The 25,109-nt window shown below is 71.1% G+C and carries 19 protein-coding genes; 7 read left to right on the forward strand and 12 right to left on the reverse strand.

Annotation, left to right across the window (positions count from 1 at the left end; genetic code table 11):
• Positions 1–5: 5 nt before the first annotated feature.
• The 5 genes from Apa02nite_RS13885 to pdhA all read right to left on the reverse strand — a co-directional run bounded on the left by Apa02nite_RS13885 (position 6) and on the right by pdhA (position 7,746).
• Complete coding sequence (locus Apa02nite_RS13885; protein WP_203825356.1) at positions 6–3,473, reverse strand: hypothetical protein; 3,468 nt, start codon at positions 3,471–3,473, stop codon at positions 6–8.
• A 313-nt stretch (positions 3,474–3,786) separates the two neighbouring features.
• The gene (locus Apa02nite_RS13890; protein ID WP_198171186.1) at positions 3,787–3,927 is read right to left on the reverse strand and encodes a hypothetical protein; all 141 of its coding nucleotides are present in this window, start codon (positions 3,925–3,927) and stop codon (positions 3,787–3,789) included.
• A 200-nt stretch (positions 3,928–4,127) separates the two neighbouring features.
• Positions 4,128–5,564, reverse strand: coding sequence for a dihydrolipoamide acetyltransferase family protein (locus tag Apa02nite_RS13895; protein ID WP_203825357.1), 1,437 nt, complete (start codon positions 5,562–5,564; stop codon positions 4,128–4,130).
• Positions 5,565–5,569: 5 nt separating this feature from the next.
• Complete coding sequence (locus Apa02nite_RS13900; protein ID WP_373872930.1) at positions 5,570–6,556, reverse strand: alpha-ketoacid dehydrogenase subunit beta; 987 nt, start codon at positions 6,554–6,556, stop codon at positions 5,570–5,572.
• Complete coding sequence (gene pdhA / locus Apa02nite_RS13905) at positions 6,556–7,746, reverse strand: pyruvate dehydrogenase (acetyl-transferring) E1 component subunit alpha (protein WP_203825358.1); 1,191 nt, start codon at positions 7,744–7,746, stop codon at positions 6,556–6,558. The genes Apa02nite_RS13900 and pdhA overlap by 1 nt, the downstream gene beginning before the upstream one ends.
• A 411-nt stretch (positions 7,747–8,157) precedes the next feature.
• Between pdhA and Apa02nite_RS13910 the strand changes: the two genes are divergently transcribed.
• Both Apa02nite_RS13910 and Apa02nite_RS13915 read left to right on the forward strand, forming a co-directional pair.
• Positions 8,158–8,928: a hypothetical protein gene (locus Apa02nite_RS13910; RefSeq protein ID WP_203825359.1), complete on the forward strand. Its 771-nt coding sequence runs from the start codon at positions 8,158–8,160 to the stop codon at positions 8,926–8,928.
• Positions 8,925–9,179, forward strand: a complete 255-nt coding sequence (locus Apa02nite_RS13915) for a hypothetical protein (RefSeq protein ID WP_203825360.1) — start codon at positions 8,925–8,927, stop codon at positions 9,177–9,179. Before Apa02nite_RS13910 ends, Apa02nite_RS13915 begins: the two co-directional genes overlap by 4 nt.
• A gap of 7 nt (positions 9,180–9,186) precedes the next feature.
• Here Apa02nite_RS13915 and Apa02nite_RS13920 read toward each other — a convergent pair whose 3' ends face one another.
• From Apa02nite_RS13920 to Apa02nite_RS13930, 3 genes are read right to left on the reverse strand one after another with little or no spacing between them, the layout of a single operon-like run.
• Positions 9,187–10,392, reverse strand: coding sequence for a hypothetical protein (locus Apa02nite_RS13920; RefSeq protein WP_203825361.1), 1,206 nt, complete (start codon positions 10,390–10,392; stop codon positions 9,187–9,189).
• Between the two features lie 35 nt (positions 10,393–10,427).
• Positions 10,428–12,107: a GTPase family protein gene (locus Apa02nite_RS13925; RefSeq protein ID WP_203825362.1), complete on the reverse strand. Its 1,680-nt coding sequence runs from the start codon at positions 12,105–12,107 to the stop codon at positions 10,428–10,430.
• Positions 12,104–13,810: a GTPase family protein gene (locus Apa02nite_RS13930; RefSeq protein WP_203825363.1), complete on the reverse strand. Its 1,707-nt coding sequence runs from the start codon at positions 13,808–13,810 to the stop codon at positions 12,104–12,106. The genes Apa02nite_RS13925 and Apa02nite_RS13930 overlap by 4 nt, the downstream gene beginning before the upstream one ends.
• A gap of 430 nt (positions 13,811–14,240) precedes the next feature.
• Between Apa02nite_RS13930 and dnaK the strand changes: the two genes are divergently transcribed.
• The 4 genes from dnaK (at position 14,241) to Apa02nite_RS13950 (ending at position 18,448) form a co-directional block, all read left to right on the forward strand.
• Positions 14,241–16,100: a molecular chaperone DnaK gene (gene dnaK, locus Apa02nite_RS13935; protein WP_067701783.1), complete on the forward strand. Its 1,860-nt coding sequence runs from the start codon at positions 14,241–14,243 to the stop codon at positions 16,098–16,100.
• Positions 16,097–16,708, forward strand: a complete 612-nt coding sequence (gene grpE / locus Apa02nite_RS13940; protein ID WP_203825364.1) for a nucleotide exchange factor GrpE — start codon at positions 16,097–16,099, stop codon at positions 16,706–16,708. Before dnaK ends, grpE begins: the two co-directional genes overlap by 4 nt.
• 73 nt (positions 16,709–16,781) lie before the next feature.
• Positions 16,782–17,987, forward strand: coding sequence for a molecular chaperone DnaJ (gene dnaJ / locus Apa02nite_RS13945; RefSeq protein WP_067701777.1), 1,206 nt, complete (start codon positions 16,782–16,784; stop codon positions 17,985–17,987).
• A 20-nt stretch (positions 17,988–18,007) separates the two neighbouring features.
• Positions 18,008–18,448 (forward strand): heat shock protein transcriptional repressor HspR, encoded by a 441-nt coding sequence (locus Apa02nite_RS13950; protein WP_067701774.1) that lies wholly within the window; start codon positions 18,008–18,010, stop codon positions 18,446–18,448.
• Between the two features lie 54 nt (positions 18,449–18,502).
• On the opposite strand, the gene Apa02nite_RS13955 is transcribed toward Apa02nite_RS13950, so the two are convergent.
• The 4 genes from Apa02nite_RS13955 to Apa02nite_RS13970 form a co-directional block, all read right to left on the reverse strand.
• On the reverse strand, positions 18,503–18,949 hold the full coding sequence (locus tag Apa02nite_RS13955) for a hypothetical protein (RefSeq protein ID WP_067701771.1): 447 nt from the start codon (positions 18,947–18,949) through the stop codon (positions 18,503–18,505).
• Between the two features lie 199 nt (positions 18,950–19,148).
• Positions 19,149–20,357 (reverse strand): cation:proton antiporter, encoded by a 1,209-nt coding sequence (locus Apa02nite_RS13960; RefSeq protein WP_067701768.1) that lies wholly within the window; start codon positions 20,355–20,357, stop codon positions 19,149–19,151.
• Positions 20,358–20,367: 10 nt separating this feature from the next.
• Positions 20,368–20,862, reverse strand: coding sequence for a cation:proton antiporter regulatory subunit (locus Apa02nite_RS13965; RefSeq protein ID WP_067702153.1), 495 nt, complete (start codon positions 20,860–20,862; stop codon positions 20,368–20,370).
• A 44-nt stretch (positions 20,863–20,906) separates the two neighbouring features.
• Positions 20,907–22,109 (reverse strand): sugar efflux transporter, encoded by a 1,203-nt coding sequence (locus tag Apa02nite_RS13970; protein ID WP_203825365.1) that lies wholly within the window; start codon positions 22,107–22,109, stop codon positions 20,907–20,909.
• Between the two features lie 144 nt (positions 22,110–22,253).
• Here Apa02nite_RS13970 and clpB point away from each other — a divergent pair, with 144 nt between their 5' ends.
• On the forward strand, positions 22,254–24,842 hold the full coding sequence (gene clpB, locus Apa02nite_RS13975) for an ATP-dependent chaperone ClpB (protein WP_203825366.1): 2,589 nt from the start codon (positions 22,254–22,256) through the stop codon (positions 24,840–24,842).
• Positions 24,843–25,109 lie beyond the last annotated feature (267 nt).

Consider the following 25,109-nt stretch of genomic DNA (forward strand, 5'->3'; position numbering starts at 1 on the left):
GTCGGCTAGCTGGGCTTGGTGAGGCAGAAGACCTTCTTGTCGGCCACGATGTACGGCTGCGCCTTGTCGGTGCACTGGTCCTTGGCGTCGACGATCTGCGCGACCTTGTAGGCGCCCGACTCGGTGCAGGCCACCTCGGTGACCTTGTCGCCGTTCTTCACGCAGTCGCCCTGGCTGACGTCGAAGTCGTCGCCACCCGAGGAGATCAGCCAGGTCAGGCCGAACACGATGGCCAGCAGCAGGGCCGCGCCGAGCACCACGAACAGGGTGACCGGGCCGGTCTTGACCGCGGTCTTCGGCGCCGGAGCGGGCTCCTCCGCCTTGAACTGGCTCTCACCCGGGCCGGGCCAGCTCGTGGTGTCCTCCGGGCCGGGCGGGGTGACCGTGGCCCGGGCCGCCGGGTTGGCGCCGAACGGGTCCGAGGAACCGAACTGCTCGGTGCCGCCGAACGGGTCGGAACCCGGAGCCGGCGCACCGGGCATCGGCGGCAGGGCCGGCGCCGGCACGTACGGCGAGTTGCCACGGCCGGAGACGTCGGTGGTGTGCTCGCTGAAGTGGTCGGAACCGGGCGCGGCCGGAGCCGCGCTGGTGAAGTCACCCCAGGCCGGCGCGCCCTGCGGCGTGCCATAGGTCGGCGCCTCCGCCGGCGTGCCGTAGGTCGGTCCGTCCTGCGGGGTGCCGTAGGTCGGAGCCTCCTGCGGGGTGCCGTAGGTGGGCGAGCCCTGCGGCGTGCCGTACTGCGTCGGCGCGCCCGAGGTGGCGGCCGGCGTCCCGAACGGGTTCGAAGCGGGCGGCTGGCCGAACGGGCTCGGCGTGGGCCGCTCTCCGAACGGGTTCGAGGTGGCCGGCGGGCCGGAGAACGGGCTCGGTGCGCCGGACGCCGGGAACGTGCTGGCCGAGCCCGGGAACGAGGACGACGGCGGCGGGAACGTCACGTCCTCGGCCGGCGAGCCGTGCAGTCCACCCGGAGCACCGGACTGCGGGAACGGGGGCGCCGAGAACGGCGAGTTGCCGTCCTGCGGTGCCACCCGGGCGCTGCCGGCGGCGGGGCTGGTCGGCGCGGTGGGCGCGGCCGGCTCCGGCGGTGAGACGCGGGCGCTGGCCGAGGCGCGGGCACTGGCCCGAGCCGGCGACTGCGGCGCGGCTCCCGGGGCCTCGCCCTGCGACGGCGAGTATCCGCCGGAGTTCTCCTCGCTGCGCTGCGACGGCGGGAACGGGCTGTAACCCCCGGAGCTCTCCTCGCCGCGCTGCGGCGGCGGGAACGAGCCGTAGCCCTCCGAGCGGGAGGTGGGCGGCGGGAAACCACGGTCGTCGGCCGCCTGGCCGCGATCGTCGGTCTCCTGCCCCTGGTTCTGCTGGCTCTGCTGGCCCTGACTCTGGCCGAACGGGTTGCCGTAGGCGCCGCTGGACTCCGGCGACTCGAACGGCGAGGTCTCCGGCATCCGGGCGCCGGGGAAGGGCGACCCGCCGTACGGCGAAGCCTCCGGGGCTTCCGGGGTTTCCTCGGGCTCGTCGGCGGCGGGCGCCGGACGGCCGTAGACCCGGGCCTGCGGCGCGGCGCTGGCCGGCGGGACCTCGGCCCCGTCGGCCGGCGGGTTGACCCGGCCGGGCACCGAGACGCTGGCGGTCACCGGGCGGGCCGAACCGGAAGCGGGCCGGGCCGCGGCAGCATCCCGCGGCTGCGGCACCGAGCCGGCGGCGGCCGGGGAGACCGAGGCCGAACCGGGCACCGAGGCGGAACCGGCGGGCGGGACCGAGACGGACCCGACCGGCACCGAGGCGGACCCGGAGGTGGGCGCCGCAGCGGAACCGACCGGCGGGAACGCCGCAGCGGAACCAGCCGGCGGGAACGATGCCGACCCGGCCGGCGGGAACGACGGTGACCCGGACTGCTGCGGGGCCGCATTCGCACCGGGGGTGGAGGCGAGCGGAGAGATCGAACCACCGGAGTTCAGCCCGGCGCCGGGCACCCGCTGCGGGAACCCGGACGGGTTGACCTGCGGCTGCTCGGAACCCGAGTCCGCCGAAGCCGGCGACGCGCCATAAGGCGAGTCCGCCGAGGGCTGCGACGTGCCGTAGGGCGAGTCGGCCGAGGCCTGAGCCGTGCCGTAGGGCGAGTCGCTCGAGGCCTGAGCCGTGCCGTAGGGCGAGTCGCCGAACGGCGACGGGCCGGAGGCGGCATACCCCGGTGAGCTGCGGACCGGGAGGTCGAGGTTGGGGGTCTCCCCGTCGGCGCTAGGCCCGGCCGGCGCGCGCAGCGGGAACCCGCCGCTGTCGCCCTGGCGGGTCGGGAACGTGGTGGAGCCGGGCTGCTGCGGCGGTGTCGCCGTGCCGGACGCTTCCGCGGCCGGGCGGGCGGCGTTGCTGAGCCAGCTGTTGTCAGCCGGCCCGGTCAGGCCTGGCCGGGCCGCCGAGGCGTCCGGAACGTCGGTGAGGGTGGCGCCGGGCACGCGGCCCTTCTGGTCGCCGAAGGCGGAGAAGGTCGACTGGTCGGCCGCGGCGGCCGAGGCGCCCGGAGTCCGCGTGGGCAGCCCGTTGCTCGTGGTCGGCGACGGGAAACCGGACGTCTCACCGGACGGCGGCGGGAACGCGTCAGCGCTGCCCGACGGGGGCGGGAACGCCGAGGCGCTGCCCGACTGCGGGGGGAAGGCCGGTGCGTTGCCGGAGGCCGGCGGGTAGTCCGAAGCCGGGCCGGACGGCGGCGGGAAGTTCAGCGAGCCACCCGACGGCGGCGGGAACGGCGAGGCGCTGCCCGGCTGCGGGGGGAAGGCCGGTGCGTTGCCGGAGGCCGGCGGCGGGTAGTCCGAGGCCGCGCCGGACGGCGGCGGGAACCCGTTGCCCGAGGGCGGCGGGAAACCCGGTGAGCTGCTGGACGGCGGCGGGAACGCGGGAGCCTCCGGAGAAGAAGCGGACGGCGGCGCGAACGGGTTGGCACCCGGCACCGACGCGGAAGCCCGGCCGGGCGGCGTGAAACCGGCCGGCCCGAACGGCGAATCGGCCGGCGCGGGAGCAGGTGTGCCCGGCGGCGCCCAGGCCGACGGCGACGCGTCGGGCTGCTGGCCGTAGGGCGACTGCTGCTGCCCGTACGGCGAGCCCTGGTCGAAAGACGGTGACGGTGACGGCGAAGCGGACCCGTAGGTGGACCCGGCCGCGCTGGGCGACACCGATCCGTACGGCGAGGCCGCCTCGGGGGACACCGAACCGTACGGTGACGCCTCGTCCGGCTGCGGCACACGAGCCGAGCCGTACGGCGTACCGGCCTGGCTGGACCCGGAACCGAAGGTGGAGACCGCGGGCACGACGAACGGCGAACCGCCGCCCGGTGCCGTCTGCGGCGGGGGACCGTACGACGTGGGGACTCCCTCGGCGGGAGGCGGAGCCGAAGCACGGCCCGAAACTCGCTGCCCGTCGGAATCCGGTCCGCCCGACGTGGCCTCGGCCGGCTGACCGGCGTGCTGCCCCTCGGACGTCATACGCGCCTCCTCATCGATGCGGCCGTGCCAGCTTCGCACGGACGCGACCCCGTCGCGACCTTCCGCCCAGGGTCGTGCCAGCTTCCAGGCCAGGCCTGCTGGGCGCGCCGGCATGTCGCCGTCGGGAGCCCTGGTCACCCATCCGAACGGCCTCACCGGACGGGGAACCAGTGCTCAACCGTACCGGGCGTTCGCCGTAGAGAAAATCCCGGTGTACGCCACTGAGGTAACGCCACGCGGGGTGTCGGCACGGTCGCCGATACGAAACAGCCCGCCCGGGTGACGCGGGCGGGCTGGTTGTCGCACGTGCGGCCTAGAACGGCTGACGGCGCTGGGCGAAGATCGCGATCTCGTTGCGCATGGCCGGGGTCATCGCGTTCTGCATGGCGCGGTCGATGTCCCGGTTCTGACGACTGACCTGGCGACGCTGACGGAACCGCTCGATCATGCTCATGACACGTGCTCGTTTCTCCGGCGGTGAGCCGGTGTCTACGACGTGCCGCCCCCGGCCCGCTTGTGGCGGACACCGTAGGCGCACGTCTCAGGTGTGCCTCAAGTGTCCGCCGCAGCGGTGAATCTTGCCAACTAATTAGGGGGTAATCCGGGTCACCTGTTTAACAATCGAAGGTCAGGTGAACTTCAGGCCGAAAGTCCTTAGGTCCACGCCAGGATTGCCGCCTCCGGGTCGGTGAGGAACACACCGATGTCCCGGAGGAACTTCGAGCCCAGCTCGCCATCGACGATCCGGTGGTCGAAGGAGAGCCCCAGGGTGGTGACCTGACGCACCTTGATCTTGCCCTTGTGCACCCACGGGGTCGGCCGGATCGCGCCGAACGCCAGGATCGCCGACTCGCCGGGCGGCAGGATCGGGGTGCCGGTGTCGATGCCGAACACGCCCACGTTGGTGATCGAGAGTGTGCCGTGCGACATGTCGGCCGGTGTGGTTTTGCCCGATTTCGCCGTCCGGACCAGCCCGTTCAGTGATTCGGCGAGCTCCCGCAGGGTGAGACGGCCGGCGTCCTTGACGTTCGGGACGATCAGTCCGCGCTCGGTCGCCGCGGCGATGCCGAGGTTCACGTACTCCTTGACCACGATCTCGTTCGTCGCCGCCGACCAGGACGAGTTGACCATCGGGTGCCGCTTGACCGCGAGCAGCACCGCCTTCGCCACCATGAGCAGCGGAGACACCCGCAGCTCGGCGAAGTCCGGCCGGGCCTTCAGCTTGTCCAGCGCCTTCATCGTCCGGGTGACGTCGACGGTGAGGAACTCGGTGACGTGCGGCGCGGTGAACGCCGAGGCCACCATGTTCTCCGCGGTGAGCTTGCGCACGCCCTTGACCGGGATGCGCTGCTCGCGAGAGGCGTCGAAGACCGCGACGGAGGTGGCGGGCGCGGTCGCCGGCGCGACTGCCGGTTGCGCTGCGCCTTCGGCGGCCTTTTGTACGTCCTCCCGGGTCACCGAACCGACCGGCCCGGTCCCCTGGATCGTGGCCAGGTCGACACCCAGGTCCCGGGCCAGTTTCCGGACCGGCGGCTTGGCCAGCACCGGCCCGCTCCGGACCGGTGCCGCCGGGGGGACGGCCGGTGCGGGAGCAGCCTGAACGGGAACAGCCGGGACGGGCGCAGCGGGGACGGGAGCAGCCGGAGCAGCCGCCACCGGGGCGGCTGACGCCGTACCGATGCGGGGTCGCCTTTTTCCGCTGGCCTCCCGCGGTCCGTAACCGACGAGAACCGCAGTGCGCCCGCCGGGAGCCGGCCCACCGATCAGTCCCGCCTCGATGACCTCCTCGGCCGGTTCGGTCGAGGACGCCGCGGGCGGCGACACGGCCAGCGGCCCGGCACCGGGATCGGTGTCGATCGCGATGATCGGATTGCCCACCTCGACCGTGACACCGGCCTCGTGGAAGATCCGGGTGACCACGCCGGCCCACTTCGCCGGGATCTCGACGGCCGCCTTCGCCGTCTCCACCTCGACGATCGGCTGGTTCAGCTCGATCGTGTCGCCGACCTTGACCAGCCAGGCGAGGATCTCGCCCTCGGTCAGGCCCTCGCCCAGGTCGGGCAGGTTGAATTCCTTGATCCGCGTGGACATCCGGGTCACCAGCCGAACGAACGGTCGACGGCGTCCAGGACCCGGTCCAGGTCGGGGAGGTACTCCTCCTCCGAGCGGGCCGCCGGGTACGGGATGTCGTAACCGGTCACCCGCAGCACCGGAGCCTCGAGGGAGTAGAAGCACTCCTCGCTGATCCGGGCGGCCAGCTCGGAGCCCAGGCCCAGGTTCCCCGGCGCCTCGTGGATCACGACCGCGCGGCCGGTACGCCGGACCGACTCGAAGATCACCGGATAGTCCACCGGCGAGAGCGTGCGCAGGTCGATGACCTCGAGCTGCCGGCCGTCCTCGGCGGCGACCGCCGCGGCGTCCATCGCGACCCGGACCATCGGGCCGTACGCCAGCAGCGTCGCATCCGACCCGGCCCGCGCCACCCGCGCGTTGTGCAGCGGGTACGCGTCGGCGAGCGGCGCGTCCAGCTCGACGTCGCCCTTCTCCCAGTAGCGCCGCTTCGGCTCGAAGAACACGATCGGATCGTCCGAGGCGATCGCCTGCTGGATCATCGTGTACGCGTCCGCCGGGTTGGAGCAGCTCACCACCTTGAGACCGGGGGTGTGCGAGAAGTACGCCTCGGGCGACTCGGAGTGGTGCTCGACCGCGCCGATGCCACCGCCGTACGGAATCCGGATCACCATCGGCACCCGGACCTTGCCCTTGGACCGGTAGAACATCTTCGCCACCTGGGCGACGATCTGGTTGTACGCCGGGAAGACGAACCCGTCGAACTGGATCTCGCAGACCGGCCGGTACCCGCGGATGGCCAGGCCGACCGCGGTGCCGACGATGCCGGCCTCGGCCAGCGGGGTGTCGATGACCCGGTCCTCGCCGAAGTCCTTCTGCAGGCCGTCGGTGATCCGGAAGACGCCGCCGAGCTTGCCGACGTCCTCACCCATGATCACGACCTTCGGGTCGTTCTCCAGCGAGCGGCGCAGGCCGTGGTTGAGAGCCTTGCCCAGAGTGATCTTGTCGGCCATCAGTGCCCACTCCCCTCGAACGTCGCGTGGTACGCGGAGAACGCGGTGCGCTGCTCGTCGAGCTCCGGCGAGCCGTTCGGATAGACGTGGTCGAACATCGTGACCGGTTGTGGATCAGGCATCGCCAGCACCCGTTCGCGCAGGTCCAGAGCGAGCTTGCCGGCGGTCGCGTCGACCTCTTCGAAGAAGTCGGCGTCGCCCATCTGCTGCTTGGCCAGGAACGCCTTGACCCGCGCGATCGGGTCCTTCGCCCGCCACGACTCGACCTCGCTGGCGATCCGGTACCGGGTCGGGTCGTCCGAGCTGGTGTGCGCGCCCATCCGGTAGGTGTACGCCTCGATCAGCGTGGGGCCCTGGCCGTTGCGGGCGTTGTCCAGCGCGGCGCGGGTGACCGCGTAGCTGGCCAGCACGTCGTTGCCGTCGATCCGGATGCCCGGGAAGCCGTAGCCGCCGGCCCGCTTGTAGAGCGGGATGCGGGTCTGCCGCTCCAAGGGCTCGGAGATCGCATATTGGTTGTTCTGGCAGAAGAAGACCATCGGGGCGTTGAACACCCCGGCCCAGACGAACGACTCGTTGACCTCGCCCTGGCTGGTCGCGCCGTCGCCGAAGTAGGCGATAACGGCCTCGCCGTCCGGGGTGCCGGTCTTGCCGTCCATGGTGACGCCCATGGCATACCCGGTCGCGTGCAGCGTCTGCGAGCCGATCACGATGGTGTAGCTGTTGAACTTGTGCTCGTTCGCGTCCCACCCGCCCTGGTCGACGCCGCGGAACAGGCCGAACGGCATGATCGGGTCGATACCGCGGCAGTACAGCACGCCGTGCTCGCGGTAGGTGGGGAAAGCCATGTCCTGCTTGCGCAGCGCCCGGCCGGAGCCGACCTGCGCCGCTTCCTGGCCCAGCAGGCTGGCCCAGAGCCCCAGCTCACCCTGACGTTGCAGAGCAGTGGCCTCGGCGTCGAGCCGGCGTACGGTCACCAGGTCCCGGTACAGCCCCTTGTACTCGTCGACGGTGAAATCGACGGCATACGTGGTTCCGTCCGCGGTGGTGACACTGCCGAGGTGCTCGCCGTCGGGCGTGAGCAGTTGGACGAAGCCGCCGGCCGGGGCGTCTGCGGGGTGTTGATCCCCCGCGCCACCTGAAGCAGGCGCCGCCGGTCGTGTTGCACCGGCTTTGCGTTCGCCTTTCGCCATCCGTGTCTCCCTGTATCTCTCTGCGCCCGCGTCGGGTGTCGCCCGGCCGCGAGGCGGAACCACTGGGTACCGCGCATGGACCGGGTGAGGCTGCCGCGCGGCGTACCGGCTTGAACCGTGTCCCTGCCGGGACGGCCCGCCGTTGCCCCGCTTGTCGGCGGAAGGCGACGGCGGCGGTGCCGTCGGTCCCCATCCTGACAGAGGGAGTGAGGAGGGTTACAGAGTGCGTGGATCACGAATAAAGATTTTCTGCCCACGCATCGTTAACAGTATTTGTCCGATTTAGTAACTTTTGTACTGTCACTACGGTACGAATGGCCACACCTTGCCGCTGCCGAATGCCCGATGCGTCGTTCATCCCTCTGACCGAGACGGATCTAGGTTGATCTTTGGTTGGAGAGGGACACCCGCGTGCCGCACCTACCCGATGACGACGGCTTCGAGCCGCCCCTGAAGGTGCTCCGGAAGCGGATCAACGGTGTCTACCGCGAGGACCACGGCTTCTCCGGCCCGACCCGCAGATATCTCCTGATGGTGGTGATGCTGGTCGGCCTGGCCTCGGTGCCGACCCTCGCGGTGATCACCGCCGGGACCAGCGAGATCGCCCACAATGGCCGGAAAGACGCGATGGACGCGCCGTTCCTGCCGCCCGCCGCCTCCGGTCCGGTGCGACCGGCAACCCCACCGAAAAACCCTTTTGGGTACGACGATCCGAGCGTCGCCCCGTCCGATTCCGACACTGAGCCCGCCAAGCCGCCCGGCGTGTCGACACCGCGCCCGCCGAGCACCGGGGCGCCCAGGATGCCCGAGGTGCCCGGTTTGCCGCGGGTGCCGGACGATCCGCCGCGCCCCGCGCCGACGCGTTCCGATGTGGATCCGCGCGGCGGGTCCACCGACGGCGGGGTGTCGCGACCGGCCCCGGCAACGGTGTTCCCCACCGTGCCAGGGCTGCCCGAGGTGCCCGACGAGGACTGGAACGACTCGCTGGCCCGGCGCGCGCCCCGGGTGTCCGGCGCCTTCCTGGCCTCGCCGGGACGGCCGGACCCGGACAGTGACCATTCCCCATCGGACAAACCGGATTCTTCAGATAACGCGGATTTGTCCAACGACTGTGCCGACAACGACTCCACCAGCACCGACCGGTCGACCGGCGGTCCGACTCCAGCCGGAGGTCAGCAGTGACCGAACGCCAGCCCCACGTCAACGCCGCACGGCTCCTCGAGTACGGCCATCCGGAGGGACGCAACGTCCGCCGGTCGATGGTCCAGCCCCGCTCCGAGGAGAGCCGGCTCACCAACCGCCCGTACCGCGGTCACCACCGCGCCGAGCACACCCTCGACGACGAGAACATCTCGGCGTTGCAGCGCAGCTCACGGATGGGCCGGCACCACGCCGACCCGGCCTCCGACGACCATCACATGAACCACCGCTGAGGCCGGCTCACTCGTCGCCGAGGCGGTCCCCGTTGGCCTCGAGCCACGCGTCGATCGCCGCGGCGTCGTTCGGGTCGACACCCTCGGAGATCAGCTGGGCCACCGCGGCGGTGGCCGGGCTGCGCCGCTCGCCGGTGGTGTAGAGCCGGGCGAACTCCGGCACCAGCTTCTCCACCTCGGCCTCGGTCTCGGCGATCGCGGCCGAGGGCAGCCCGCGCCGCCAGGTCGCATACCCCGACCAGGCGCGCACCACCCGCGGCAGCATGGCCGCGTCGTCGATGTCCAGCACGGCACGGCGGTGCACCCAGTCCAGCAGGAACAGGCCGGCCACCGCCGGGCTCCAGCGCAGCGGGTCGCCGCCGGGCAGGGTGGCCGCGTGGTCCAGCAGCAGGCCGACGCAGAACTGCAGGGACGGCTGGTCGGCGTCCGGCCCGCTCAGCCCGGCGCGGCTGGCCTCGGGCGAGGCCAGGAAGTCGCGGATGAGCTCGGGGAGGTTCGGTCCGGTCGGCTCGGCGAGCGGCGGCGTGGTCGCCGCGGGCAGCAGTGCCAGCCGGGCCGCGGCCAGGGCCCGGTCGGTGGCCAGCGAGCCGTCCGCGGGCAGGTCGCCGAGGTCGTCGGTGATCTCCAGGTGCCGGTCCACCTCGTCGCGGGCCCGGCCGGGGTCCTCGTCGCGGAACCAGGTCAGGTCGTCGTGCTCGCACACCGTCCGGACCTGGGCGAGGATCCGCTCGGCCGAGGCGGCGACGAAGATGTCCTTGAGGATGCCGATGTTGTGGTCGACCAGGGCCACCACGGCGTGCTCCGGTCCACCGGCGACGCTGTCCTCGTACGCGTAAGTGACCAGGTAGGACGTCTGGTCGCCGTACACGTCGCCGTACGAATAGCAGCCGGTCGGCCGGACCCGCCCCAACTGGGCGGCCCAGGACGGGCCTCGCGCGCCGTGCCCGACCTCGGCGGCCCCGGTGGCGTCCGGCACCAGCGTCGCGAAAACCTCGCGGATGGTCTCGGCGGCCGGGTCCGGTCGCCGGCCGGTCGCGGTCAGGAACTCGGTGACGAACTCACGCACCGCGGCCGCCCGATCACCGGGCGCCACGGAATACACGCTGCCGAGCAACGCGGTTCCGAGCATCTCGGCGTCCAGCGCGCAGTCCAGCCTGGTCACGTCGCGGGCCGCGTGCAGCACCGCCTCGTACACGCTCTGGGGTGCCGACATGCCGCGAGCCTACCGCCCGCGGCATGTTCGGCGAATTATTCCGGACGCACCACACCGAGCGCTTCGCGCGCCTGGGCGTACGCGTTGAGCACCTCACGCACCGGCGCCACCACGTATTCACGGCCGACGTCGGTGACCGCGGCCCGCAGCCGCTGCTCGGCCCGGCGCCGGGCACGTCGCCCACCCACCTCGACCATCGGTTTCAGCAGCAGCCAGACCAGCAACCCGGCCAGCAGCCCGCCGAGCAGCAGCACGGTCGGCAGCGGGACCACGCCCAGCTCCGGATTGTCGAGTTTCGGCAGACCGAGGGCCCGCAGCCCGTAGCCGACCACCAGCCAGAGCAGGCCGGTCACCGCGGTGGCGAGCAGCACCCACTGCAGGATCCCGGTCACCCGCCACCAGAGCGGCCGGCGATCCGCGGCCAGGTCGGTGGTGGCGATCGCCCGGTCCAGCGCGTCCGGCAGGTCCGCGGTGCGGGACCGGGCAGCGGTGTTCAGAGCCGGCGCCCAGACCTCGGGCAGCGGCGCCGCGGCCCGGTCGGCGACCGCGCGGACCGAGAGGCCCACCGCCGACTTCTGCGCGGCGTCGGCCTCCGGCAACGAGGTACGCGGCACCACGTCGGTGGACACCCCGTCGGTCTTGACCTCCCCGGCCAGGTGCAGCTTGCGCAGCGGGTCGGGCCGCAGCCGGCGCAGGCCCCGGACCAGCGGCCAGCCGGTCGCCGCGGCAGCCCGGTGGCGATAGGCGGCGGCGGTCGCGTCGGCCACCGCGGGCACCCCGGCGGACGCCGAGAGGGTCTCGGTGAGCTGGCGTACGGTCGCCCGGTCCACCTCGTCCTCGGCGGCCGGCGGGCCCATCATCTCGGCCAGGTCCTCGGCGACCGCGTCCAGGTCGGCACCGAGCCGGCGCAGCGCGGCCTGCCGGTCGGCGACCGTGGACTCCAGCGCCCCGCGCAGATCGGTCAGCATGCCGGGCTGTTTCGCCGAGGTGGCCATCACCGGCGCCCCGTCCAGCCCGTCGTCGCTGAGCAGCCGCCGCAGGTCGGTGAGGACCGCCTCGGTGTCGGTGGGGCTGAGCCGGTCGGCCTGGTTGAGCACCACGATGGTCACGCCGACGTGCGAGGCGAACTGGGAGAGGTAGGCCCGGTGCAGGATCCGGTCGCCGTACTTCTGCGGGTCGACCACCCAGACGATCTGGTCGACCAGGCCGAGCAGCCGGTCCACCTCGAGCTGGTGAGCGTGTTCCACCGAGTCGAAGTCGGGCAGGTCGAGCAGGACCAGCCCGCGCAGCGAGGCCTCGTCGTCGCCGTCCAGCGCGCTCTCCCGGACGAAGCGCTGCCGGGGCAGCACACCGACCCAGTCGAGCAGCCGGCTGGCCGGTTCCAGCGGGCCCCAGACCACGGCGTGCGCGGTGCCGGTGGTCGGCCGGCGGACACCGACCGGGGACAGCTTGAACCGGGCCAGCGCGTTGAACAGGCTGGACTTGCCGCTTCCGGTGCTGCCGGCGAGCGCCACCACGGTGTGCTCCAGCGACAGGGTGAGCCGTCCGCTGGCCCGTTCCACCACGGTGTGCGCCGCGACCAGCTCGCCGTCCGGCAGGTACGGGTCGACCAGCCGGAGATACCGGGCCAGGGCTTCCAGTCGCCGGGTCAGTCCCTCGGCGTCCACCCGATCGACGGCCTGGCCGTCCCGGGATTGCTTCTCCACCAGACTCATGACCCCGATCCGGTCAACGCGATGTCCTTCCGAGCGCTCTCCACCGCGGCGGCGGCTTGGCGCAACAGTGTGCCCGGCTCCGCCTCGCGGCGGACAGCCGAGGTTCGTGCGGTGTAGCGGGCGGCCTCGGCGTCGAGCAGCTCGTCGACCCGGCCGACCAGCTCGGTCCGGGCCCGCTCGGCCAGCGTACGGATGGCCTGGTCACCGAAGACCGCCTCGAGCACCTTCTGCGCGGCGACGGTGGTGCCGGCGCCGACCGCGACCTCCAGCCCGGTCGGGATGAACGCGGTCGAGGTGAAGACGGCGATCATCACGGCCAGGCCGGCGCCGTTCACCGCGTACGCCGCGCCGCGGGCCACCGAGCGCTTGTCGCCGGCCTCCCGGCGGACCAGGTCGAGCACCCAGCGCTGCCAGTCGCGGACCAGCCGGTCGGCGACCAGCGGCAGGTCGGACGAGGCCGTCTTCAGGTCGGTGACCAGCAGCGCCTCGCCGGACGGGTGGGCCTGCCAGGACGCGTACGCCTGCTCGGCGGCGTCGGTCGCCACCCCGCGCAGCAGCGTGACCAGCTGGGACTCCAGCGCGACCTGCAGGCTGCGGCTCGGGCCGGGCCGGCCGGTGACGGCGGCGATGAACTTGTCGCGCAGTTGCCCGACCCGGGACTCCAGGCTACGGACGAACTCGCCGGTGCCGACGAACTCCTGCCAGCGGGCCAGCACCTCACCGCGGAGCAGCCGGCCGTCCTGCAAACCGTCGCGGACCGTGCGTTTCGCGGTCCGGTAGGCCGCGTCGACCCGCTCGTCCAGCGCCTGCGCCGTCCGGGTCTGGTCCTCGGCCGCCTCGGCCAGGCCCTCCACCGCCGGGGCGAGCGCGGCGAGCGCGCCGTCCAGGGTCTGCCGGGCCACCGCGTCGCGCGCGGCCGGGTCTGCCGAGAGCTGGGCGAACCACTGCCGCATCCCCTCGATCACCGGGCCGGGCAGCATGCCGCGCTCGTCCAGCTCGGTCTCCGGCAGCACGAACAGCGGGGCGTTGCCCAGGTTGTGCTCGGTGAGCATCTCGCCCAGGTGCGCGGAGATGTCGGCGGCGGCGTCCAGCGGCACCCGGTCCAGCACCAGGGCGATCACCGTGCCCCGCAGCTTGGCCGTCTTGAGCAGCTCCCAGGGCACCGCGTCGGCATACCGGGCCGCCGTGGTGACGAACAGCCACAGGTCGGCGGCGGCGAGCAGCTGTGCGGCCAGTTTGCGGTTGTGGTCGACCACCGAGTCGACGTCCGGCGCGTCCAGCAGGGCCAGGCCGGGGCCGATCGCCCGGGCGCCGACGACTTGCAGGGAGTTCGGATCGTCACTGCTCTTGACCGTACGAATAAGGGCCGGCAACAGGTGTGGCTGCTCGAACCAGGCAAGGTTTTCCGGGTGGGCGACGAGCACCGGCGAACGGGTGGTCGGGCGCAGCACCCCGGAGTTGGTCACCCGCTCCTGGACCAGGCTGTTGACCAGTGTCGACTTGCCCGCGCCGGTGCTGCCGCCGACCACCACGAGCAGTGGGGCGTCCAGCCGGTTCAGTTTGGGCAGCAGATAGTCGTCGAGTTGGGCGAGCAGGGCGGAGCCGACCCGCTGAGCCTCGTCGGCGGACGGGAGTACCAGTGGGTACGAGACCGTGCCGAGGGTCGTCCGCAGACGGGTCAGCGCCGCCGCGAGTCTGCCCACGGCGGCCGGTGGTTCGACCGGTGCGATGCCGCTCTCCTTGTTCGCCGGACTTGCCGGTTGAGTCGCCGTACGATCAGAAAGGTCTGTTCGCGCCTCTCCGGCGCCTGCCGCAGGCGTGGTGACCTGGTGTTTCTCACTCGATGCGGCGGGGACGGCGGATAGGGCCGACGGACCGACCGCGTCTCCGGGCGTCGTCACGGATAAAGCGTGCACGATCTATCCAGAGCGAGCAACGGGTACCGGTATGCCGTGACCGGACAGGTATGTAGGTGATTTCGCATGGTGCGGGCGTGCGACGCTCGACTTGCGTCCCTTCGACTCAACTTCGATTTGCCGTTTGGCAGACGCGTGGCATCATTGAGTCGGTTCCACTCAACCCTGTACGGACTCACGCTCGTACGACACAGCCGGTAATGAAGCGAGGAACACCATGGCACGTGCGGTCGGCATCGACCTCGGCACCACGAACTCCTGCGTCAGCGTTCTGGAAGGAGGCGAGCCCACCGTCATCGCCAACGCGGAGGGCTCCCGGACGACGCCGTCGATCGTGGCCTTCGCCCGTAACGGTGAGGTGCTCGTCGGCGAGGTCGCCAAGCGCCAGGCGGTGACGAACCCGGACCGGACGATTCGCTCGGTCAAGCGGGAGGTCGGCACCAACTGGTCGATCGACATCGACGGTAAGAAGTACACCCCGCAGGAGATCTCCGCGCGGGTGCTGATGAAGCTGAAGCGTGACTCCGAGGCGTACCTGGGCGAGACGATCACCGACGCGGTGATCACCGTCCCGGCGTACTTCAACGACGCCCAGCGTCAGGCCACCAAGGAGGCCGGCGAGATCGCCGGCCTGAACGTGCTGCGGATCGTGAACGAGCCGACTGCCGCCGCCCTGGCGTACGGCCTGGACAAGGGCACCAAGGAGCAGACCGTCCTGGTCTTCGACCTGGGTGGTGGCACCTTCGACGTCTCGCTGCTGGAGCTGGGCGACGGCGTCATCGAGGTGAAGTCCACCTCCGGCGACAACCACCTGGGCGGCGACGACTGGGACCAGCGGATCATCGATCACCTGGTGAAGACGTTCCGCGGCGAGCACGGCATCGACCTGTCCCAGGACAAGATGGCCCTGCAGCGTCTGCGTGAGGCCGCCGAGAAGGCCAAGATCGAGCTGTCCGCGGCGACCACCACCAGCATCAACCTGCCGTACATCACGGCCGGGGCGAACGGCCCGCTGCACCTGGACACCTCGCTGTCCCGGGCCGAGTTCCAGCGCATGACGCAGGACCTGCTCGACCGCTGCAAGGGCCCGTTCGAGTCCGCGATCAAGGACGCCGACGTCAAGCTCTCCGCCATCGACCACGTCATCCTGGTCGGCGGCTCGACCCGGATGCCGGCGGTGACCGAGCTGGTCAACGGCCTGATCGGCCGCGAGCCGAACAAGGGCGTCAACCCGGACGAGGTCGTCGCGGTCGGCGCCGCTCTGCAGGCCGGCGTGCTCAAGGGCGAGGTCAAGGACGTCCTGCTGCTCGATGTCACCCCGCTGTCGCTGGGCATCGAGACCAAGGGCGGCATCATGCACAAGCTGGTGGAGCGCAACACCACCATCCCGGCGCACCGCTCCGAGGTCTACACCACCGCGGACGACAACCAGCCCTCCGTGCTGATCCAGGTTTACCAGGGTGAGCGCGAGATGGCGGCGTACAACAAGAAGCTCGGCACCTTCGAGCTCAGCGGCATCGCGCCGGCCCCGCGTGGCGTTCCGCAGATCGAGGTCTCCTTCGACATCGACGCGAACGGCATCGTGCACGTGTCCGCCAAGGACCTGGGCACGGGCAAGGAGCAGAAGATGACGATCACCGGCGGCTCCGCGCTGCCGAAGGAAGACATCGAGCGCATGATGCGCGACGCTCAGGACCACGCGGACGACGACAAGAAGCGTCGCGACGACGCCGAGGCCCGCAACCTGGCCGAGCAGCTGCAGTGGCAGACCGAGAAGTTCCTGGCGGAGAGCGGCGACAAGCTCCCCGAGGACAGCAAGAACAAGATCGGCGAGGCGCTCGGCGAACTGCGCGGCGCGCTCGGCGGCACCGACATCGAGAAGATCAAGGCGGCGCACGAGCGGCTGTCCCAGGTCTCCCAGGAGGCCGGTTCGCTGCTCTACTCGCAGGGTGAGGCCCCGCAGGCCGGTCCCGAGGCCGGCGCCGGCGCGCCCGGCGGCGCGACCGGTACGGGCCCGGCGGCCGGCGGCGGCGACGACGTCGTGGACGCCGAGATCGTGGAGGACGACAAGAAGTGAGTGCCACGGACGACGACAACGACGGTCAGACGACCGAGCGGGAAGTCATCCAGGGCGAGATCGACACGACCGACGAGACTTCCCCGAAGAAGCCGGGCAAGGCGGGTGGCGCACATCGCGCCCCCGACGAGGAGGACGAGACCCCGGTGGCCGAGGACGCCAAGCCCGGTCTGGGCTCCGAGGTGGCGGCACTGCGCAACGAGCTCGACGAGCGCACCCACGACCTGCAGCGGGTGACGGCGGAGTACGCCAACTACCGCAAGCGGGTCGACCGCGACCGGAGCGTGGCATCGGAGCAGACCACCGGTGCCGTGCTGACCGCGCTGCTGCCGGTGCTCGACGACATCGACCGGGCCCGTGAGCACGGTGACCTGGTCGGGCCGTTCGCCTCGGTGGCGGAGCAGCTCACCGCGTCGACCGGCAAGCTCGGCCTGGTGGCGTTCGGCGAGAAGGGCGACCCGTTCGACCCGAATCGTCACGAGGCGGTCGCTCACCAGACGTCCGCGGACGTCACGGAGCCGACCTGCGTCGACGTGATGCGCCGTGGATACACGCTGGGCGAGCGGCTGCTGCGCCCGGCGATGGTCGCTGTCGCCGACCCGGAGTGAGCCTGAAGTCCTGCCCCGCCCGCCGGTTCACCGGCGGGCGGGGCGCTACCCGTCAGTCGAGGAGGGAGGCCGGATGAGCTCGAAGGACTGGCTGGAGAAGGACTTCTACGCCGTTCTCGGCGTGACCAAGTCCGCCCCCGCCGACGAGATCAAGAAGGCGTACCGGAAGCTCGCCCGCGACCTGCATCCCGACCGCAACCCGGACAACAAGGAAGCGGAAGAGAAGTTCAAGGCCGCGTCCGAGGCGTACGACGTGCTCTCGGACGACAAGAAGCGCAAAGAGTACGACGACATGCGCTCCCTGTTCAGTGCCGGGAACTTCCGTCGTGGTGCCGGCCGGCCCGGTGCCGGCGGGGGCCAGTTCGACCCGAACGACCTGTTCAACGGGTTCACCGGTGGGGCCACCGCGGGTGGCGGCGGCGCCGACCGGCGGTTCGGCGGCACCGGATTCTCCGACATCTTCAGCTCGATCTTCTCCGGTGGCGGCGCCACCGGCGGTCCGGCCGGGCGGCGTGGCCCGCAGCGGGGCCGGGACGTGGAGACCGAGGTGACGCTGGACTTCGCGCAGGCGGTGCGGGGCACCACGCTGCCGTTGAGCCTGCGTACCCCCGGGGCGTGCGACACCTGCCACGGCAACGGCGCCAAGCCCGGGACCACCCCGCGCCTGTGCCCGAAGTGCCAGGGCAGTGGCCTGATCTCCAGCAACCAGGGCTCGTTCAGCTTCTCCGAGCCGTGCCGTGACTGTCAGGGCTCGGGCAGCATCGTCGACGAGAAGTGCCCGGAGTGCCGGGGCACCGGCGGGGTCACCAAGACCCGCACGATCAACGTCCGTTTCCCGGCCGGTGTGGCCGACGGGCAGCGGATCCGGCTCAGCGGCCGTGGCGAACCGGGCGACCGGGGCGGCCCGGCCGGCGACCTGTACGTGCAGGTCAAGGTGCGTCCGGACGAGCTGTTCGGGCGCAGCGGCGACGATCTCACGCTGACCGTGCCGATCACTCTGGCCGAGGCCGTCCTCGGCGCCGACCTGCGCGTGCCCACCCTGGACAACCCGGTCACCCTGCGGGTTCCGGCGGGCACGCCGAGCGGCCGCAAGCTGCGGGCCCGGGGCAAGGGTGTGGCTCGTAAGGAAGGTCAGGCGGGCGATCTGATCGTCACCGTCGAGGTGCAGATCCCGTCCGGCGTGACCGGCGAGGCGCGCGAGGCGCTGGAGCAGTTCGCCAAGCTGACCCCGTCCGCGGGGCGGGAGCGGCTCGAAGCGCGCTTGCGTAAGACCGGATAGGACGTTTCCGGAGGTGGCACATGTATGAAGAGATCAGCATCTCGGTGGAACAGGCCTCCGACGCGAAGGTCCTGATCATTTCGGTGGCCGCCCGGCTGGCCGGCATGCACCCGCAGACACTGCGTCAGTACGACCGGCTCGGCCTGGTACAACCCGGCCGGGCCGGCGGCGGTGGCCGCCGGTACAGCGAACGGGACGTGGCGCTGCTCCGCGAGGTGCAGCGGCTGAGCCAGGAGGACGGCGTCAACCTGGCCGGCATAAAACGCATCATCGGCCTCGAACAGATGGTCGGTGACCTGCAACAACGGGTCGCCGACCTGGAGCACCAGCTGGAGGACGCGTATGCGCGGATCGCCCAGCTGCAAGCGATCAGTCCGTACTCCGGGCGGGATCTGGTGCGTCAGGAGACCCACTCCACGGCGCTCGTCGTGTGGCGCCCACGCCGCTCTCCGGACAAGTGAACGGCGGCCCCTCAGATGATGGGGCCGCCGTTACTGCTTGAAGTGACCGACTGATTACCGTCGGTTGAAGAGACCGAGCCGGCGCGGGTTACGCACCAGGCCGCCCTCCATCCAGTCGTGGTGGTCGAACAACTCCGGCCGGGTCATCAGGACCCGGCAGTTGTGCGCCCAGATCTGCATCGGCTCGTCGCCGACCTCCTCGGCGCGTTCCACGAACTTCTTGAGCCGCCGCTTGCGCTGGCTGCTCGCGTTCTGCCGGACACCGTCCGCCGCGTAGATGTACATGCAGTGCTGCGCAAACCGGCGGGCCGGGCACTGCCGGTCCATCGCCAGTTCGAACAATGTCGGCCCGAGCACGTCGCCGGAGATCAGAAGATCCCAGTCCCGTGGCATCGCGCTCAGGGGTACCGCTTCGGGGTGGTAGGCCCACGATTCGATCTCGCCCGGCCGGGGATCGACCGGGTTGCCGAACCCGATGAATGTCGCCTCTCGCACGCTCAACGCTGGCCGCCTTATTCACCCGTTCGCCCGCGACCGAGATCACACCGTCAGTCGCAAGTGTCGAACGTCCCAACACAGAGAGTTGTCGCGGCGCAACGTTAGCGCGATCACCCGATGAACGGAAGTGTCAAGAGTTCACATTCAGATACTCGACAGTAACTTTCAGCTCGCTCGATAGTTATTCAGATCACACCGCGCGTCAATCGATGCTGGGCAGTGGTTTCGCGGTCGCACGCTGGGCGGCCATCCGACGGCGGATCACATTCTTGAACCAGGCGTAGTCCGGGAGCCGCGCGAGCATCGGACCGGTCACCACGGTGATCAACACGTACGCGGTGGCGAGCGGAGCGAGTTTCGGCTCGACCCCGGACGCGACCGCGAGCCCGGCGATGACGACCGAGAACTCGCCGCGCGGGGTGAGCGCGAGCCCGGCGCGGAGCCGGCCGGGCAGCGCGATCCCGGCCCGCCGCGCGGCGAAGTACCCGGTGGCCACCTTGGTCAGCATGGTCAGCACGGCCAGGCCCAGTGCCGGCAGCAGCACCGGTGGCATGTCGGCCGGATCGGTGGAGAGCCCGAAGAACACGAAGAACACCGCCGCGAACAGGTCCCGCAGCGGCGACAGCATCTCGGTGGCGTGGTGCGCGACCGGACCGGAGAGCGCGATGCCGACCAGGAACGCGCCGACCGCCTCGGAGACCTTGAGCTCGGCGGCCACCCCGGCCACGAACAGGGTCAGGCCGAACACACTGAGCAGCAGCGCCTCCGGATCCTTCACCGACATGAACCGGCTGATCGTGCCGCCGTACCGGATCGCCACCACCAGCACCGCGACCACCGTGACCACCGCGACGCCGAGCGTGCTGAGCCCGCCCAGCAGGCCGGCGCCGGCCAGCACCGCCGTCGCGATCGGCAGGTAGAACGCCATCGCCAGGTCCTCGATGACCAGCACCGAGAGGATCACCGGCGTCTCCCGGTTGCCCACCCGGCCCAGGTCACCGAGCACTTTGGCGATCACCCCGGAGGACGAGACCCAGGTGATCCCGGCCAGCACCAGGGCCGCCTTCACGTCCCAGCCGAGCAGCAGGGCGAACGCGGCGCCGGGCAGCGCGTTCAGCAGCATGTCGACGAGGCCGGCCGGCGCGGCCGCGCGCAGGTTGCCGACCAACTCGTCGGCGGAGTACTCCAGGCCCAGCATGACCAGGAGCAGGATCACGCCGATCTGTGCGCCGATCCCGATGAAGTCCTCGCTGGCCGAGAGCGGGATCAGCCCGCCGTGGCCGAAGGCGAGCCCGGCCAGCAGGTAGAGCGGGATCGGCGAGAGCCCGAACCGGCGGCCGACCCGTCCCAGCATGCCGAGGCCGAACAGAAGTGCGCCGATCTCGATGAGCAAGACCGTCGTCGAATGCACGTGAGAACCCTCAGTCGGTGTTACCGGCCAGGATGGCGGTGACGCCGTCCAGGCCGTCGCGGGTGCCGACGGCGACGACCACGTCGTTCGCCTCGAACGTGAAGGAGGGTCCGGGGGAGGGGATCACTTCGCGGTCGCGCAGCACCGCCACGATCGACGCGCTGGTGCGGGTGCGGGCCCGGGTGTCGCCGAGCTGGCGGCCGACGAACGGTGAACCGGCCGGCAGCGCGATCTGCTCGGTCAGCAGCCCGGCGGCCTGCTGACGCAGCCCGGCCAGCTGGCCCAGCATCAGCGACGCGCCGAGGACGTCGGCCAGGGCCTCCGCCTCGTCGTCGGTCAGCGGGATCGAGGCCAGGCAGGAATCCGGGTCGTCGACGTCGTAGAGCACCAGGTCGCGGCGACCGTTGCGGTGCGAGACCACCCCGACCGTACGACCGGAGGAGGTGACCAGGTCGTGTCGAACGCCGATACCCGGCAGCGGAGTCTGTTCCACCCGTACGCGCACGATCTCCACGTTAGCCCGTACCGGGTGATTTTCGTCGCAGCAGCTCAAGCCTGCTCGGCGGGTACCTCCGGGAGCGGGCTGGCGACCGTGCGGTGCGGCGGTCTGGCCACCAGCAGCAGGATCAGGCCGAGCACGGCGAGGACCAGGTTCAGCACGTAGGCGAGGCGGTAGTCGTACTGCTGGGCCAGGCCGAAGAGCGGGGCGGCCAGGATCTGCCCGATCGGGAACGTGTTGGTGAACATGGTGGTCGCGCGGCCCGGGTGCAGCGGCATCATGTCCTGCACGTACGAGATGCCCAGCCCGGAGTTCGCCGCGATGAACATGGCGTTGAGCACCTGGGCGCCGGCCAGCATCCACACCGACTGGGCGGTCGCGGCCAGCGCCTGATAGCCGACCGCGCAGACCGCGCCGAGCAGGATCAGCCGTCGTACCGGTATCCGGGTGCTCAGCGCGCCGAAGCCGAGCATCAGCGGGATCTCCAGTGCCGCGCACAGGCCGAGGACCAGCCCGGCGTCGCCGACCGTGCCGTGCAGCTCGGTGCTGACGTAGAGCGACATCGCCTGCACGCCGAGCACCATCGTCGTGGTGAGCAGGGTGAACCCGGCGATGATCACGTACATCGAACGGGGCGGCCGGAAGTCGTCCGGGGTGCCTGCCGGCGGCGGGGCGGGCGCCTCGATCGCGGGCAGCCAGCGCGTGGTGATCAGGGCGGCGACCAGGTAGAGCACCGCGGCGGTGCCGTAGACGTACCGGAAATCGGCGACGTCCAGCAGCATGGCGGCCAGCGGCGGACCGCCCACCCAGGCGATCGAGAAGACCGTGCGCAGCGTGCTGATGCCCATCGCGGCCCGGGCCGGGCTCTCGCTCTGCAGCACCTGCCGGGCGTACGCGAAGGACTGCGGATACAGCGACCCGGCGATCGCGGTGGCCGTGACGGTGAGCGCGAGCAGCAGCCAGTAGTCGCGGACCACCGAGGTCAGACCGGCACCCGCGCAGCCGGCCAGGGCGGCCGCGATGAGCAGGGTGCGCCGGATCGGACGGCGGTCCGAGAACCGGCCGATCACGTGTGACATGGTCACGCCGGAGAGTGCCGCGGCGATCAGGAACACGGTGACCTGAAGCGGGCTGGCGTGCACCTCGGTGCTGAGGAACATGCCCAGGAACGGGCCGACCACCGCGGTCGCGACCCCGGAGGCGAGAAAGATGAAGCCGAGCGGGAGCAGCCGCCGCGACAGGAGGCGCGTCACGATCCGTACGTTACGGCTGAACCTGGGAGAGCGCTCTCGACGGTGGTGTCCGTCACCCGGTACTTTCCCGAGCGAGTTAAAGTTGAGTGGATTACGCTCAAGTCTGTTGGGTTACACCCGGTGGGAAGCCGATCAGGGGAGCTCATGAACGCCGAACGTTTGACCACGAAAAGCCGCGACGTGATCACCGGCGCGGTGGCCAACGCCGCTCGCAGCGGCCACGCCACGGTGGAACCGTGGCACATGCTTTTGTCGTTGCTCGACACCGCCGGGTCCACCGCACCCGCGCTGTTGCGCGCTGTCGGCGCCAACCCGGCGGACGTCCGCCGGGCCGCGGCCCGGGCCGTCGAGCAACTGCCCAGCGCCCGGGGGTCCAGCACCGCCGAGCCCAGTCTGTCCCGCGAGTTCGTCAACGCGATCGGCGAGGCCGAGCTGATCGCCAAGCCGCTCGGCGACGAGTACATCTCGACCGAGCACCTGCTGGCCGGCCTGGCCCGCTCCGGAGGTGCGGTGAGCCGCGCGCTCAAGGACGCCGGCGCCGCCGAGGAGATCCTGGTCAACGCGTTCCCGCAGGTGCGGGGCGGCGACCGGAAGGTGACCAACGCCGATCCCGAGCAGACCTACAAGGCGCTGGAGAAATACAGCGTCGACCTGACCGCCCTGGCCCGGGAAGGCAAGATCGACCCGGTCATCGGCCGGGACACCGAGATCCGCCGGGTGGTGCAGGTGCTCTCCCGGCGTACCAAGAACAACCCGGTGCTGATCGGCGAGCCGGGTGTCGGCAAGACCGCGATCGTCGAGGGCCTGGCCCAGCGGATCGTGGCCGGCGACGTGCCGGAGTCGCTGCGCGACAAGAAGCTGGTCTCGCTCGACCTCGGCGCGATGGTCGCCGGCGCGCAGTACCGCGGCCAGTTCGAGGAGCGGCTCAAGAGCGTGCTGGAGGAGATCCGCAGCTCGAACGGCCAGGTGGTGACGTTCCTCGACGAGCTGCACACGGTGGTCGGCGCCGGCAAGGGCGAGGGCTCGATGGACGCCGGCAACATGCTCAAGCCGATGCTGGCCCGCGGCGAGCTGCGGATGGTCGGCGCGACCACGCTGGACGAGTACCGCGAGCACATCGAGAAGGACCCGGCCCTGGAGCGGCGCTTCCAGCCCGTTGTGGTCGGCGAGCCGACGGTCGAGGACACCATCGGCATCCTGCGCGGGCTCAAGGGGCGGTATGAGGCCCATCACCGGGTGCAGATCACCGACGCCGCGCTGGTCGCCGCGGCCAGCCTCTCCGACCGCTACATCAGCGAGCGGTTCCTGCCGGACAAGGCGATCGACCTGATCGACGAGGCGGCCTCCCGGCTCCGCATGGAGATCGACTCCCGGCCGGTCGAGCTGGACCAGCTGCAGCGGCAGGTCGACCGGATGCGGGTGGAGAAGCTCGCGCTCGACAAGGAGACCGACCCGGCGTCGGTGGCCCGGCTGGACCGGCTGGAGCGTGACCTGGCCGACCGCGAGGAGGAGCTGACCGCGCTGAACGCCCGGTGGGAACGCGAGCGCGGCGGGCTGAACCGGGTCGGTGAGTTGAAGAAGCAGCTCGACGAGGCCAAGGCCGCCCAGGAGCGGGCCCAGCGCGACGGCGACCTGCTGCAGGCCTCCCGCCTGCTCTACGAGGTGATCCCGGGCCTGGAGAAGGAGATCGAGGTCGCCTCCGAGTCGGAGGAGGAGAACGCCGAGCCGCCGATGGTCAAGGAGGAGGTCGGCGCGGACGACATCGCCGAGGTGATCTCCTCGTGGACCGGCATCCCGGCCGGTCGGATGCTGGAGGGCGAGACCGCCAAGCTGCTCCGGATGGAGGAGTCGCTGCAGGCCAAGGTGATCGGCCAGCGGGAGGCGGTGGCCGCGGTGGCCGGTGCGGTCCGCCGGTCCCGGGCCGGTATCGCCGACCCGGATCGCCCCACCGGCAGCTTCCTGTTCCTCGGCCCGACCGGTGTCGGCAAGACCGAGCTGGCCAAGGCGCTGGCCGGCTTCCTCTTCGACGACGAGCGGGCGATGGTCCGGATCGACATGAGCGAGTACGGCGAGAAGCACTCGGTGGCCCGCCTGGTCGGTGCCCCGCCCGGCTACGTCGGGTACGAGGAGGGCGGCCAGCTGACCGAGTCGGTGCGCCGCCGGCCGTACAGCGTGGTGCTGCTGGACGAGGTGGAGAAGGCCCACCCGGACGTCTTCGACGTGCTGCTGCAGGTGCTCGACGACGGGCGGCTCACCGACGGCCAAGGTCGTACCGTCGATTTCCGGAACGCGATCCTGGTCCTGACCTCGAACCTGGGGTCGTCGAATTCCGATTTCACGATGAGTGACGAGGAGCGGCACGACGAGGTGCTGGCCTCGGTCCGGGCGCACTTCAAGCCGGAGTTCCTGAACCGGCTCGACGACATCGTGGTGTTCCACGCGCTCACCCGGAACGACCTGACCGCGATCGTGGACATCCAGCTCGCGCGGCTGCGCGCCCGGCTCGCCGATCGGCGGCTCACTCTCGCGGTGACCCCCGACGCGGTGGATTGGCTCGGTGAGCACGGGTACGACCCGATCTACGGCGCCCGGCCGCTGCGCCGGCTGATCCAGGCCACGATCGGTGACCTGCTGGCGAAGTCGCTGCTGGCCGGGGAGATCCAGGACGGCGACACCGTGATGGTCGAGCTGAGCTCGGCGAAGGACGGCCTGGCGGTCCGCCGCGGCCTCTGAGCCCGGAAATGCCGAACGGCCTCGAGGAGTGTGTCCTCGAGGCCGTTCGCCTGCCTGGGTGTTACGAGTCCGACTGCCGGTGCCGATAGGCCTGGGTCATCAGAATGTCCGTGATGGCGTGCTCGCCGTCCGCGGACCAGATTCTGATCCCGTCGCGATGTAGTTGATACCGGACGTCGGTGAAACGGGTGCGGGTGTCGTCATGGTGAACGACGGTCAGAGTGTCGGCGTGGGGCATGGGACTCACCGGTCCTTGTCAGGTCTGGG

This window comes from Actinoplanes palleronii, from assembly GCF_016862315.1.
GTDB classification, from domain to species: domain Bacteria; phylum Actinomycetota; class Actinomycetes; order Mycobacteriales; family Micromonosporaceae; genus Actinoplanes; species Actinoplanes palleronii.